The organism is Paraburkholderia sabiae (assembly GCF_030412785.1).
GTDB classification, from domain to species: domain Bacteria; phylum Pseudomonadota; class Gammaproteobacteria; order Burkholderiales; family Burkholderiaceae; genus Paraburkholderia; species Paraburkholderia sabiae.
In genome coordinates this window covers 1734039-1746776 of sequence record NZ_CP125295.1, presented here as the reverse complement: position 1 = coordinate 1746776, position 12738 = coordinate 1734039, and the positions used below count along the sequence as shown (strand labels likewise).

14 protein-coding genes are annotated in these 12738 nt (G+C 62.6%); 13 read left to right on the top strand and 1 reads right to left on the bottom strand.

The window, feature by feature from the left end; genetic code table 11:
- Positions 1–132 precede the first annotated feature (132 nt).
- The 6 genes from QEN71_RS07880 to QEN71_RS07855 all read left to right on the top strand — a co-directional run bounded on the left by QEN71_RS07880 (position 133) and on the right by QEN71_RS07855 (position 6166).
- Entirely contained in the window at positions 133–681 is a 549-nt protein-coding gene (locus tag QEN71_RS07880; RefSeq protein WP_201658581.1) for a GNAT family N-acetyltransferase, read from the top strand.
- A gap of 47 nt (positions 682–728) precedes the next feature.
- Positions 729–1589 carry a MerR family transcriptional regulator gene (locus QEN71_RS07875; protein ID WP_201658583.1) on the top strand — a complete coding sequence of 287 codons (861 nt, stop codon included), beginning with the start codon at positions 729–731 and terminating at the stop codon, positions 1587–1589.
- A gap of 254 nt (positions 1590–1843) precedes the next feature.
- Complete coding sequence (locus QEN71_RS07870) at positions 1844–3406, top strand: flavin-containing monooxygenase (RefSeq protein WP_201658585.1); 1563 nt, start codon at positions 1844–1846, stop codon at positions 3404–3406.
- Positions 3407–3436: 30 nt separating this feature from the next.
- Positions 3437–4345, top strand: coding sequence for an SDR family NAD(P)-dependent oxidoreductase (locus QEN71_RS07865; protein WP_201658587.1), 909 nt, complete (start codon positions 3437–3439; stop codon positions 4343–4345).
- A gap of 22 nt (positions 4346–4367) precedes the next feature.
- Entirely contained in the window at positions 4368–5249 is an 882-nt protein-coding gene (locus QEN71_RS07860) for a metal-dependent hydrolase (protein WP_201658589.1), read from the top strand.
- Positions 5246–6166: an alpha/beta fold hydrolase gene (locus QEN71_RS07855; protein WP_201658592.1), complete on the top strand. Its 921-nt coding sequence runs from the start codon at positions 5246–5248 to the stop codon at positions 6164–6166. Before QEN71_RS07860 ends, QEN71_RS07855 begins: the two co-directional genes overlap by 4 nt.
- On the opposite strand, the gene QEN71_RS07850 is transcribed toward QEN71_RS07855, so the two are convergent.
- Positions 6127–6681 carry a putative glycolipid-binding domain-containing protein gene (locus QEN71_RS07850; protein ID WP_201658595.1) on the bottom strand — a complete coding sequence of 185 codons (555 nt, stop codon included), beginning with the start codon at positions 6679–6681 and terminating at the stop codon, positions 6127–6129. The two genes, QEN71_RS07855 and QEN71_RS07850, sit on opposite strands and share 40 nt — an antisense overlap.
- Positions 6682–6874: 193 nt before the next feature.
- On the opposite strand from QEN71_RS07850, the gene QEN71_RS07845 reads away from it, so the two are divergent.
- The 7 genes from QEN71_RS07845 (at position 6875) to QEN71_RS07815 (ending at position 12303) form a co-directional block, all read left to right on the top strand.
- Positions 6875–7822 carry an urea transporter gene (locus QEN71_RS07845; RefSeq protein ID WP_201658598.1) on the top strand — a complete coding sequence of 316 codons (948 nt, stop codon included), beginning with the start codon at positions 6875–6877 and terminating at the stop codon, positions 7820–7822.
- 22 nt (positions 7823–7844) lie between these two features.
- Positions 7845–8624: a class II aldolase/adducin family protein gene (locus tag QEN71_RS07840; protein WP_201658601.1), complete on the top strand. Its 780-nt coding sequence runs from the start codon at positions 7845–7847 to the stop codon at positions 8622–8624.
- 31 nt (positions 8625–8655) lie between these two features.
- Entirely contained in the window at positions 8656–8844 is a 189-nt protein-coding gene (locus tag QEN71_RS07835; RefSeq protein ID WP_201658604.1) for a 4-oxalocrotonate tautomerase, read from the top strand.
- A 581-nt stretch (positions 8845–9425) separates the two neighbouring features.
- A complete protein-coding gene (locus tag QEN71_RS07830) occupies positions 9426–9602 on the top strand; it encodes a hypothetical protein (protein WP_201658607.1) in 177 nt (58 codons plus the stop codon).
- A 123-nt stretch (positions 9603–9725) separates the two neighbouring features.
- Positions 9726–11120: a cytochrome ubiquinol oxidase subunit I gene (locus QEN71_RS07825; RefSeq protein WP_201658610.1), complete on the top strand. Its 1395-nt coding sequence runs from the start codon at positions 9726–9728 to the stop codon at positions 11118–11120.
- Between the two features lie 36 nt (positions 11121–11156).
- Positions 11157–12158 carry a cytochrome d ubiquinol oxidase subunit II gene (cydB, locus tag QEN71_RS07820; protein ID WP_201658613.1) on the top strand — a complete coding sequence of 334 codons (1002 nt, stop codon included), beginning with the start codon at positions 11157–11159 and terminating at the stop codon, positions 12156–12158.
- Positions 12136–12303, top strand: coding sequence for a hypothetical protein (locus QEN71_RS07815; protein ID WP_201658616.1), 168 nt, complete (start codon positions 12136–12138; stop codon positions 12301–12303). Before cydB ends, QEN71_RS07815 begins: the two co-directional genes overlap by 23 nt.
- Positions 12304–12738 lie beyond the last annotated feature (435 nt).

The following is a 12738-nucleotide window of genomic DNA, read 5'->3' as shown; positions in this document are numbered from 1 at the left end:
TCCTGGATTTCCTCACCCTCCTGGATCGGCTCACCCCGGCGGCGTGCCGCGGCCATTTTTGAAGCGCTTCATTTCCTTGCGTCGCGCAGGCATAGTGAGAGGTTTCCAGCTTCGGCACACGCAATCGACACAATGAGCGAGACCTCCCCCGTCGCCGCGCCCGTCATCCGCGACGCCACCGACGCAGACTTTCACGCTATCCAGTCCATCTACGCGCATCACGTGCTGACGGGCGTCGCGTCGTTCGAAGAGACGCCGCCATCCGTCGAGGACTTGCAGCAGCGCCGCGCCGCCGTGCTCTCGCATGGCTTGCCGTACATCGTGGCCGTCGTCGACGGCAAGGTGGCGGGCTATGCGTATGCGACGCTTTATCGGCCGCGCGTCGCGTATCGCTACACGATCGAAGACTCGATCTATATGGACGAAGCTTTCCGTGGCCGCGGCGTCGGTCGCGCGCTGCTCGCGGCGCTGATCGAGCGTTGCGAACAGGGGCCGTGGCGCCAGATGATCGCGGTGATCGCAGACGGCGGACGCGGCGGCTCGTTGTCGCTGCACACGAACGCCGGCTTCGAACTGGTCGGCACGTTGAAAGCGGTCGGCTTCAAGCACGGCCGCTGGCTCGATTCGACGGTCATGCAACGCGCGCTCGGGGACGGCAGCGAAGCATTGCCCGGGGACTAAAGCGGTCACGTGGCGTTCGAAGCGATTTGCCGCGCTAGAATCACCGCATGCCCAGAACGCCCAAACCCGCGCCGACGCCTGCGACGCCGCCCGCCGCGCAGCCCAACGAATACACCGTCGACGAACTCGCGCGCGTCGCCGAATCGACCGTGCGCAACATTCGCGCGTATCAGGACCGTGACCTGCTCGCGCCGCCGGAAAAGCGCGGCCGCGTGGGCGTGTATGACGACACGCACGTGTCGCGGCTCAAGCTGATCAATCACCTGCTCGCGCGCGGCTATACGCTCGCGAACATCCAGGACCTTATCAAGGCCATCGACGAAGGCCACGATCTGCGCTCGATTCTCGGTCTGGAGAACGCGATCGGCAGCCGCTGGTCGCACGAGCGCCCCCGCAAATACTCGCTCGTCGAGCTAGCGAAAATGTTCGGCGTCAAGGGCACGCCTGCATCGTTGACGAAGACGGTATCGAAAGCGATCGAACTCGGTCTGCTCGAACGCGACGGACTATCGTTCGTTGCACGCAGCCCGGCGACGTTGAACGCCGGCGCAACGATGGCGCAAGCGGGCATTCCGCTCGCCGATCTGCTCGACGCCGTGCACGCGTCGCGCGCTCACTTCAACGCGATCGCGAAGTCGCTGGTCGATCTCGTCGTGCGGCAACTGGACCATTACGAAGCCGACGCACTGCCGCCGCCCGCCGATGTCCCCGCGCTCGTCGATGCAATCTGGCGCGTGCGGCCGCTCGGCATGGTGCTGGTCGAGAGCGAAATGAACCGTGCGCTCGAAGAAGCATCGGGCGATTATCTCGGCAACCGCGTTGCGGCGATCATGAGCAAAAAGCTCGAACGGAAGCAGGCGCGCAGCGAAACACCCGTTCCAGCGCGTATCAGCAAAAAGAAAAAATAAACGGCATGCGGCACGAATCGACGTTCGTGCCGCGCCCGCTGCGTTTGAATGCTCCGCGCGCATGCCCTTCATGCCGTCGACTGCGCCTGACCCGCGTGTTTCAACTCGACGTTCAGCGTCGCAACATCCCGCATCCATAGAGTCCGCCGTCTAAACGCGCGCCTTGCGCGCTGCCGGTTCACACCCTATCGTTACATCACTCAATGTAACAGTAACCAGTGAACACAACAGGCAAAAACAGGGAGACGGACCCGATGAATGCACGCACGATGCCACCTGTCACACCCGACAACCCGACGCTCATCGAGACGGACATCGCCATCATCGGCTCGGGCTTCGCGGGTCTCGGCATGGCGATCCGTCTGCGGCAGTCGGGCATCACGGACTTCGTGGTTGCCGAGAAAGCGGAGTCCGTCGGCGGCACGTGGCGCGACAATCACTATCCGGGTTGTGCGTGCGACGTGCAATCGCATGTCTATTCGTTCTCGTTCGCACCGAACCCGCGCTGGTCGCGCATGTTCGCGCGTCAGCCGGAAATCCGCGCGTATCTAGAAGCGTGCGTGCAGCGCTTCGGCATCGCATCGCATCTGCGCCTGAGTCATAAACTCGTCAGCGCGACCTACGATGAAGCGCGGCATCGCTGGCAGCTGCGTTTCGCGAACGGTCAGCAGTGGTCGGCGCGCGTGCTCGTGTCGGGCATGGGCGGTTTGTCGCGTGCGGCGTTGCCGGAAATCGAAGGCCTCGATACATTCGAAGGCAAGATGTTCCACTCGCAGCAGTGGGACCACGCGTATTCACTCGACGGCAAGCGCGTCGCGGTGATCGGCACGGGCGCAAGTGCGATCCAGTTCGTGCCGCAGATCGCGCCGCGCGTCGCGCATCTCGATCTGTTCCAGCGCACGCCGCCGTGGATCATGCCGAAGGCCGACCGTGCCGTGCGTCCCGTCGAGCAATGGCTGTTCCGTCATCTGCCCTTCACGCAGAAGCTGATGCGTGCGGGCCTGTTCAGCCTGCTCGAATCGCGCGCGTTTGGGTTTGCAGTGCATCCGTCGCTGATGAAGACCGCGCAGAGAATCGCCGTGCGTCATCTTCACAGACAGGTCAGCGATCCGCAGTTGCGCAAGACGCTCACGCCCGATTACACGATGGGCTGCAAGCGCATCCTCATTTCCAACGACTACTTTCCCGCGGTTGCGCGCGCCAACGTGTCGGTGAAAACGGCGGGCATCGCGCGCATCGAGCCGCATGCGATCGTCACGACAGACGGCGTGCGTCATCCCGCCGACTGCATCATCTTCGGCACCGGGTTTCAGGTCGCCGATCCGTTTCCGCCGGGTGTCGTGAAGGGACGCGGCGGCATCGATATCGTCGACACATGGCGTAACGGCGCGCATGCGTATCTCGGCACGGCACTGCCCGGCTATCCGAACTTCTTCATGATCGTCGGCCCGAACACGGGGCTCGGACACAACTCGATGGTGTTCATGATCGAGTCACAGGTCGCGTACATCCTGCGCGCGCTCGAAACGATGCAGCGCGAAAACGCTGCCGCGATTGAAGTGCGTCCGCATGTCGAGCGTGAATACAACGAGCAGATCCAGCAGAAGCTCGGACGCGCGATCTGGTCCGTCGGCGGTTGCAAGAGCTGGTATCTCGATCCGCGCAACGGCAAGAACACGACGCTATGGCCGGGCTTTGCTTATCGCTTTCGCCAGGCCACGCGCACGTTTCGTATCGACGATTACTTCGCGTATGGGCCTGCCGTTCATGATGCGGAAGTAGCACATGTAGCGAGCGCGACAGCCGAAGCAACGTGACGACAAAGGCACAAGCTCAGGGAGACAACCATGAAAAACTTCAACGACCGCGTCGCCGCGATCACGGGCGCCGCTTCGGGCATGGGCCGCTCGCTTGCGATCCAGCTCGCGCGCGAAGGCTGCCATCTCGCGCTCGCCGATCGCAACGCAGCGAGTCTCGCCGAAACAGCGCAGCTTGCGCAGGCCGCCGCGCCGCCACGCATCGGCGCGCCGATGCGCATCACGACCTGCGTGCTCGATGTCGCCGATCGCAACGCCATGTACGACTGGGCCGCCGACACCGCGCGTCAGCACGGCCGCGCGAATCTCGTCTTCAACAATGCAGGCGTCGCGCTGTCGAGCACGATCGACGGCATGGATTACGCCGATCTCGAATGGATCGTCGGCGTTAACTTCTGGGGCGTCGTGCATGGGACGAAAGCGTTCCTGCCGTTGTTGAAGTCAGCCGGCGAAGGTCATATCGTCAACACGTCGAGCGTTTTTGGCCTCTTCGCGCAGCCGGGCATGAGCGGCTACAACGCCACCAAGTTCGCCGTGCGCGGTTTCACGGAGGCGCTGCGCCAGGAACTCGACCTGATGAAATGCGGCGTTTCCGCGACCTGTGTGCATCCCGGCGGCATCCGCACGGCGATTGCGCAATCGAGCCGCATCGCGCCGAACATGGTCGGCTTCATGATCGAAAACGAGCAGCAAGGCAAGGACGACTTCGAGAAGTTCTTCATCACCACAGCCGATGAAGCCGCACGCACGATACTCGACGGCGTGCGCCGCAACAAACGACGCGTGCTGATCGGCCGCGATGCGCGCGCCGCCGACTGGCTCGCGCGCACGCTGCCCGCTGCGTATCAGGCGCTCGTCGTGCTGCAGACGCGCCGCATGAAGCGGCTCGCGCAAAAACGCGCACGACGTTCGACGGATGTCGAAGGCCGGCGCGTATAACGATGCTCAAGGAGAACACGCCATGATGCCCATTCGCCGCGACCTCCGTTTCGCCCTGCCCGCCGATCGCGCCTGCGACTGGCATCGGCTCGGCCCACACGTCACGCATTTCTTCAATGCACTCTCGCTGCTGTTCCCCGCGGGCGAGCGATTTTTCATGGACAGCGTGCGCCACTATCGCGATCAGATCGACGATCCCGAGCTGAAGAAGCAGGTACTCGGCTTCATCGGTCAGGAAGCGATGCATACGCGCGAGCACATCGAATACAACGATCTGCTCGAACGCGCGGGGTTGCCTGCGCATCGGCTCGATAAACGCCTGACGTGGTTCCTCAATCTGAATCGCAAGTTGCTGCCGCATTCGCATCAACTCGCGATGACCGTCGCGCTCGAGCACTACACGGCCATGCTCGCGGGTCTGTTGCTCGATGACGGTTCGCGTATCGAAGGTTCCGTGGAAGGTTATGCGCAGATGTGGACGTGGCACGCACTCGAAGAAACGGAACACAAGTCGGTTTCGTACGATGTGTGGAATACGGTGATGAAACCCGGCCTCGCGCGCTATCTGATCCGTACGGGCACGATGCTCGCCGTCACCGTGTTCTTCTGGCTGATCGTGTTCGATTTCCACGTCCGGCTGCTGATTCACGATCGCAAACGCGGCCACAATCTGCGCGGTTTGGGGAGCGTCGTGAAGTTTCTGTATGGACCGAAGCACGGCGTGTTTCCGGGTATCGCGCTCGAATGGCTGCGCTTTTTCAAGCCTGGATTTCATCCGTGGGATCACGATAATCGCGCGCATCTTGAGCGCATCGACGGACTGATCGCCGCCGTCGACGCCGCCAACGCTGAGAACCCCGGCGCGCTGAAAGCATCGCGGCGCGGCGTACGGGCCGCGGCATGATCCGCGATGTGCAGACCGTCGATGCAGACGGCGTTCAACTTGCAGTCTATGTCAGCGGGCCACGCGACGCACCGCCTGTCGTGCTCGTGCATGGCTATCCGGATTCGGCCGCAGTATGGGAGCCGATCCGCGCGCTGCTGGAGCCGCGTTATCGCGTGATTGCGTACGACGTGCGCGGCGCAGGCGCGTCGGATGCGCCGCGCGAGCGCGCGTCATACCGGCTTGAACGCCTCGCCGCCGATCTGAACTCCGTCGCCGATGCGACCTGTGGCGCGCGACCGTTTCATCTCGTCGGTCACGACTGGGGTTCGATTCAATGCTGGGAAGCCGTGACGAACGACGCACTGCAAGGCCGCATCGCGTCGTTCACGTCGATCTCCGGCCCCTGTCTCGATCATGCGTCGCTCGGACTGCGCGGCGATCGTGCGCAACGATCCGCGCGTCCGTTCGGCGCGGGCGTTCGACAGATGCTGAAGTCCTGGTACATCGTTTTCTTTCATCTGCCGATCCTGCCCGAACTCGTCTGGCCGCTCGGCGGTGCATATGGCTGGCCGCTGTGGCTGCGTGCGACGGAGCGCGTGCGCGCACCGCGTGACCCGGCTCAACTGCGCAACGCGTTGAACGGGCTGCAACTGTATCGCGCGAATTTCATCGAAAAGCTGCTGCGACCGCGCGCCCGTCGCGCACATGCGCCTGTCCATTTCATCGTCCCGCTGCGCGACCGCTATGTCGGATCCGCATTGACGCTTGGGCTCGACGCGTGGATCGGCCCGCATTCGCGCGATGAAATCGATGCGGGCCATTGGGTCGTGCTGCGCGACCCTAAGCGCGTCGCGGCCAGTATCGAGCGCTTCGTCGACACATGCGAAGCGTCGCTTCAGACGATCGGCAGCGTGCGCGTGAACATCGTCGGATAGTCGATGACGAGTCCGTCTTCGTCCACTTTCAGTTCCGCCGCGAAGCCCGTATCGATGCCTTCATAACGGTATTCGACGTCCGGCTCGATGCACGTATACGCCTGTTCGACTCGCAAGACCTGCAAATCAGGCACCGAAATGAACGCGACGGCGATCGGCTCGCGCGCGCCCTTCGCCAGTTGCAGGCGACGGATGGGCAGCGTGTTCGTGAACGGCGTGGCCGCGATGTCGATATCGATGCAGCCCGCGAGCGACGGCAGCATGAGACCGTGCGCGTCATGCCAGCTGCCTTCACCGTCGCCATGCAACTCGAGTTCCGCGCCACCGACCACCTTTAACCACGCATGCAGCGTGCGCCAGTGCAGATCGCATTTCACGCGATACATGAGGCCGTACGCGCGCCCGTCGCGCTCGCCGACCAGCACGCTTTCGGTGTAGAAGCCGTCGGCGCGTGCGTCGAACGCGAGATGCTCGACGCCTTCGTTCTCTTGCGAGGTCCATCGCACTTCACGCATGAATCCGTCTCCTGTGTCTGATGGGTTGGTGGTGACATCGTAGCGCGCCCAAATAGCCGCTATCAACGCACGCGCATGCCATTGGTGTATCGCGTGCCCTATGCTCGCATATCGTCTGTTTCGAACACCATTGGCCGCGCGAGTTCCGTCTCGCGCGGCTTTGTCACGTCCTCGTCTCGCTAGCTGAACCGATATGTCCGCCGCGCCTCAAGAAGAATCGCCCGATGCATTGCGCACGCTCCTGCGCAGTTTCGGCCAGATCGTCCTGCAACGGAATGCGGCGACGGGCGCGTGCATACTCGCGGCATGGCTCGTCAGCGATGCACGGCTGGCGTGCGCGGCGTTGACGGGCGCGATCGCGGCGAACGTGGGCGCTGTATTGCGCGGCTACGATTGCAACGATACGCGCGACGGATTGCACGGCTTCAACGGCGCGCTGGCGGCGCTCGCTGCGTTCACGTTCATCTCCGACGACGCCACCGCGATGGCCGTCGCGATACTCGCCGCAACCGCCGCCGCGTGGCTGCTCGGACCGTGGGAGCAGCTGTTACGCTCGCGCGGACTGGGTGTCTATTCGAGCCCGTGTCTGCTCGTCACGTGGGCATGGCTGCCGTTCGTGCATCCCGCGTTGACACATGCCGCCGCAAGCGGAACCGTTACATGGTTCGATCCGCTGCGTGGCCTGCTGACGGGCATTGCGCAGACATCGTTCGCATGCAGTGCGCTGGCGGGTGCGCTGATACTCGGCGGCATTGCGCTTTCGTCGATGCGTGCGGCGTGTTTCGCACTCCTGGGCGCAGCGCTCGCCACATCGTTGCAGTGGCTGGCGGGCGCCAATAGCGCTTCGTTCGATGCAGGCCTGTTAGGATTCAACGGTGCGCTCGTGGCGCTTGCCGTCGCCGATTGCGGCGTGCTGGCGGCGCTGGCGGGCGTGGGCGTGTCGGTCGCGCTGCAACAGGTGGCCGTGTTTTATGGCGCACCGGCATTGACGGCACCGTTCGTCGTCGCGACCTGGACGACGCGCCGCCTCATGCGCGATACTCGCCGCACACGCACGAACAGCCCGGACCGCGCGCCGGAAGACGACGCGGTGGTTGTGCATCGAAAACGGACAAGCCGCGCCGCTTTGCCGGAGCGCTGAAGCAAACCTCACAGGAGACGTCATGTCGTCGTTCGCTCACACGCCTGCGGGCCGCATTGCGCAGTCGAAGCTCATGTCGGAGGAGGAACGGCGCACGCGCGTCGACCTCGCGGCCGCGTACCGGCTCGCGGCGCTGAACGGCTGGGACGATCTCGTCTACACGCATATTTCCGCGAGCGTGCCCGACGAGCCCGGCCACTTCCTGATCAATCCGTTCGGCCTGTCATTCGATGAAGTGTGCGCGTCGAATCTCGTGAAGATCGATATTGCGGGCAACATCGTCGGCGAGAGCGAGCATCCCGTGAACGCGACGGGTTTTGCGCTGCATGCTGCCGTTCATGCCGCACGCACCGACGCGTTCTGCGTGATGCATCTGCATAACACGGCGGGCGTCGCGGTATCGCTGCAGAAGAACGGCCTGTTGCCGGGCTCGCAGCATGCACTGCGTTTTCATGGCTATCTCGCGTATCACGACTACGAAGGTCTTGCGTTCACGCCGGCCGAAGGCGAGCGCCTCGTCGCCGATCTCGCCGACAAGCCCGCGATGCTGTTGCGCAATCACGGCACTTTGACCACGGGCCGTACTGTCGCGGAAGCGTATGTGTTGATGGCGACGCTCATCAAGGCATGTGAGATTCAATTGCTTGCGCAGGCGGGGGGTGGTGAGCTGGTTCTGCCTTCTGAGGCTGTGTCCGCTCGTACCGCGGAGCAGCTTTATGATGGTGGCTCTGTTGAAGGGGCTGTCGAGTGGCCTGCTTTGCTCAGGAAGCTCGATCGGGTTGATGCTTCGTTTCGCGACTGAATTTTCTAACTTACCGCAAAGGTCATAAGCCATGCCTACTTTTCGTGTCGAACTTTTTGAAGGCCGTACCGTTGAGCAGAAGCGCCAATTCGTCGAGGCGATTACTAAAGCTACTTGCGAGTCGCTGAATGTTGAGCCTGGCTCGGTTGATATTGTTCTTGTTGATGTAAAAAAGGAGAATTGGGCGACTGGGGGGCGGCTTTGGTCTGATGTTGAGTGAGGTTTTTTTGTCCGCGACGCTAGTCGCCATGCCTTGTCTTTGATTTTTCGCTTTTTGCTTTTTTGCTTTTTTGCTTTTTGCTGCGCTGGCATCCGTGAATTCGTATCGGTGCTTCATGCGTTGCCCCTGTGCGGGGCGGCACCTACTTTTCTTTGCCGCGGCAAAGAAAAGTAGGCAAAAGAAAGCCGCTTCAAACCTCCGGTGCCCGCCAGAATAACGCCACGGCAGACGGTCTTTGAGCTGTCGCGCAGTGACGCAAACACTCCGTAGAAAGCCCGCAGTCAGGCGCGCGCGGCGCGAAAGATGACATCCACCTGGGGCACGTTCGGTCAGCACGTTTTTTTGCATTTGCCCTCGGTTGATTGCGGCGGTATGTGCTCCAGACTGTGTGGGGTTTTCGCGCTGTGCGCGGTTGACTGCGGGCTTTCTACAGAGTGCGGACGTCGCTGCGCGATAGCTCAACTACGGCATGCCGAAGCGCTGTCCTTGCGGGCACTGGAGGTTCAAAAGCGGCTTTCTTTTGCCTACTTTTCTTTGCCGCTGCAAAGAAAAGTAGGTGCCGCCCCGCACAGGGGCGACGCGTGAAGCACCAATACGAAATCGCGGATGCCAGCGCAGCAAAAAGACCAGAATCAGCGACTAGCGTCGCAGACCAACAAAAAACCACGCTGCGACGCGGTGGATTGCCGCAGATCAACAGAGCCCACCAAAAACAAACCCACCTCAAGGCAAACAAAAAACCTGACCAATATCAATGATTTACCCAAATAAGCAGCGCTAAAAAAAGCGAAACCCTGCGCCATATCGCCACATCCCGCGCCGCAGCAAAACAAACCCCAATCCCCTACGCTAGCGGTCATGCATCCACCGGATTCGGACCCATGACCACCGCAATCTCCGCCTTCGACCTCGCACGCATGCAGTTCGCGTTCACGGTCTCGTTTCACATCATCTTTCCCGCGCTCAGCATCGGGCTCGCCAGTTTCATCGCCGTCCTCGAATGGCGCTGGCTGAAAACCGGTAAGGCCTACTACAAAGATCTTTGCCTGTTCTGGTCGAAGATCTTCGCCGTGGCCTTCGGCATGGGCGTCGTGTCGGGCGTCGTCATGAGCTATGAGTTCGGCACCAACTGGGCAGGCTTCTCGTCGTTCGCCGGTCCCGTCACCGGCCCGCTTCTGATGTACGAAGTGATGACGGCCTTCTTCCTCGAAGCAGGCTTCCTCGGCATCATGCTGTTCGGCTGGCAACGCGTCAGCCCGCGCGCGCACTTCGGCGCGACGCTCATGGTCGCAATCGGCACGCTGATCTCCACCTTCTGGATCCTCGCGTCCAACAGCTGGATGCAGACGCCGCAAGGCTTCGATATCGTCGATAACCACGTCGTCCCCGTCGACTGGTTCAAGATCATCTTCAATCCGTCGTTCCCGTATCGCCTCGCGCATATGGCTATCGCCGCGTTCATCGTCACGGCGCTCGTCGTCGCGGCCGTCGGCGCCTGGCATCTGCTCAAGGGTCGGCGCGATAACGCCGTGAAGAAGATGTTCTCGATGGCGCTGTGGATGCTGCTGGTTCTCGCGCCCGTGCAAGCGTTCGTCGGCGATGCGCATGGTCTTAACACGCGCGAATATCAACCCGCCAAGATCGCAGCGATCGAAGGTCTGTGGGACACCGAAAAAGGCGGCACCGCGCTGAACCTGTTCGGCATCCCCGACATGCAGGCGGAAACGACGAAGTACGCGGTGTCGATTCCGCACCTCGGCAGCCTGATCCTCACGCATAGCTGGGACGGCGAAATCCGCGGATTGAAGAGCTTCCCGAAAGAAGATCGTCCGAATTCGACGGTCGTGTTCTGGAGCTTCCGCGTGATGGCGGGGCTCGGCGTCGCGATGATCGCTTTTGCGCTCGCCGCGTGGGCGCTGCGCCGGCGCGGCAAGCTGTACGACGCGAAGTGGTTCCAGCGCATCGCGATCGTCATGGGTCCGACGGGCTTCCTGTCGCTGCTCGCGGGCTGGGTCACGACGGAAGTCGGCCGTCAGCCGTGGGTCGTGTACGGCGTGAAGCGCACCGTCGAAGCCGTGTCGCCGCTTTCCGCGCAACAGGTCGGCATTTCGCTGATGGCGTTCGTCGTCATCTACTTCCTCGTGTTCGGCACGGGCATCTACTACATGTTCAAGCTGATGCGCACGGGCCCCGCGCTGCCGGGTCATACGCCGGAAGGCGTACCGCAAGGCCCCGAGCGTACCGCGCGCCGTCCGTTGTCTGCGGTTGATGCCTGATCCAACCCTTCCCTTCGAAAAACCCGCGAGTTAAACATGGACGTAACCGTAGTCTGGGCCGCGATCATCGCACTGGGCCTCTTCATATACGTGGTGCTGGACGGCTTCGATCTCGGCATCGGCATCGTGTTTCCGTTCTTCCCCGACGAGAAAGAACGCGACCTGATGATGAACACCGTCGCGCCCGTCTGGGACGGCAACGAAACCTGGCTCGTGCTCGGCGGCGCGGGACTGTTCGCGGCGTTCCCGGTCGTCTATTCGACGGTGCTGTCGGCGCTCTATCTGCCGCTCGTGTTCATGCTCGCGTGCCTGATCTTCCGCGGCGTGTCGTTCGAAATCCGCGCGAAAGCGAATCGCACGAAGCATCTGTGGGATCTGGCGTTCATCGGCGGTTCGACGGGCGCGGCCTTCTTCCAGGGCATCGCGCTCGGCGCGTTTCTGCAAGGCATTCCCGTCGTCGACGGCAGCTACGCGGGCGGTGCGTTCGACTGGCTCACGCCGTTCTCGCTGCTGACGGGCCTCGGTCTCGTCGTCACCTATGCGCTGCTCGGCTGCTGCTGGCTCGTCGCGAAGACGGAAGGCGATTTGCAGCGCCGCCTGCACCGCGTCGTGTGGCCGCTGACGATCGTGCTGCTCGGCTTCATCGTCGTCGTGAGTCTGTGGACGCCGCTGCAGGAACCGGGCATCGCGCAACGCTGGTTCGATGCCGGCATCTTCTGGCGTCTGCTGCCCGTGCCGTTCCTCGTCGCGATCTGCACGTTCTTCATGCGCCGCGCGGTGCGCGACCGGCATCACAACACGCCGTTCATGATGGCGCTCGGGCTCGTGCTGCTCGGCTATGTCGGACTGCTGGTGAGCCTGTGGCCGTACGCGATTCCGTCGAGCCTCACGCTCTGGGAAGCGGCCGCCCCGCGTTCGAGCCAGATGTTCACGCTGGTCGGCGCGGCCGTCATCATCCCCATCATCATCGGTTACACGACGATGGGCTACTGGGTCTTCCGCGGCAAGGTGCGTCATGGCGACGTCCACTATCACTAAGCCCGCCACCAAGCCCGCCGCCCGCTCGCGCCTGCCCGGCTGGGTATGGTTCATCGCGCTCTGGTGCGGCGGCGTGGGCGGCGCGATGACAGTCGGCTATGCGTTCAAGGCGCTGATGAACGCGACGCTGTTCGCGATCACGTAAATATCGGACGCGCGACCTGCACACCGCGCGGCCCGCACACATTCACCTTGCATAACCCGACGGGCGACCTTTCGAGGCCGCCCGTCCGCCTTCAAAATCCTTCCGCGAAGCTCGTCTACGTAGCAGGCCGCGAGAGCAACGCAAGCAACAAGCCCGCGGCTACCGATGCAGTGCCGGACAAACCAGGGAAAACCACACGCACGGACCGCGACAGCCATACCGTCACGGCTGTGCGAGCGAGACCAGAGCACATCGATAAAGTCACGCCGACGCCGTTGCATTCCGGACGGCCGGCGCGAACAATGAAGCGCAAATAACGAAGCGGACGCGCGCACCCGCCGCAAGGCAAGTGCGATGCAGCCGCGCGAAGTATCCCCCATCCGACGATCAGGCATATGATCGCGGCTTGGGAAGCACAACAAGCTGTTGCTGCAT

Coding starts and splice junctions, on each gene's coding strand:
- QEN71_RS07835 (WP_201658604.1), top strand. CDS start 8,656: ATGCCTACTTTTCGTGTCGAACTTTTTGAAGGCCGTACCGTTGAGCAG.
- QEN71_RS07865 (WP_201658587.1), top strand. CDS start 3,437: ATGAAAAACTTCAACGACCGCGTCGCCGCGATCACGGGCGCCGCTTCG.
- cydB (WP_201658613.1), top strand. CDS start 11,157: ATGGACGTAACCGTAGTCTGGGCCGCGATCATCGCACTGGGCCTCTTC.
- QEN71_RS07845 (WP_201658598.1), top strand. CDS start 6,875: ATGTCCGCCGCGCCTCAAGAAGAATCGCCCGATGCATTGCGCACGCTC.
- QEN71_RS07860 (WP_201658589.1), top strand. CDS start 4,368: ATGATGCCCATTCGCCGCGACCTCCGTTTCGCCCTGCCCGCCGATCGC.
- QEN71_RS07825 (WP_201658610.1), top strand. CDS start 9,726: ATGACCACCGCAATCTCCGCCTTCGACCTCGCACGCATGCAGTTCGCG.
- QEN71_RS07815 (WP_201658616.1), top strand. CDS start 12,136: ATGGCGACGTCCACTATCACTAAGCCCGCCACCAAGCCCGCCGCCCGC.
- QEN71_RS07870 (WP_201658585.1), top strand. CDS start 1,844: ATGAATGCACGCACGATGCCACCTGTCACACCCGACAACCCGACGCTC.
- QEN71_RS07855 (WP_201658592.1), top strand. CDS start 5,246: ATGATCCGCGATGTGCAGACCGTCGATGCAGACGGCGTTCAACTTGCA.
- QEN71_RS07880 (WP_201658581.1), top strand. CDS start 133: ATGAGCGAGACCTCCCCCGTCGCCGCGCCCGTCATCCGCGACGCCACC.
- QEN71_RS07875 (WP_201658583.1), top strand. CDS start 729: ATGCCCAGAACGCCCAAACCCGCGCCGACGCCTGCGACGCCGCCCGCC.
- QEN71_RS07850 (WP_201658595.1), bottom strand. CDS start 6,681: ATGCGTGAAGTGCGATGGACCTCGCAAGAGAACGAAGGCGTCGAGCAT.
- QEN71_RS07840 (WP_201658601.1), top strand. CDS start 7,845: ATGTCGTCGTTCGCTCACACGCCTGCGGGCCGCATTGCGCAGTCGAAG.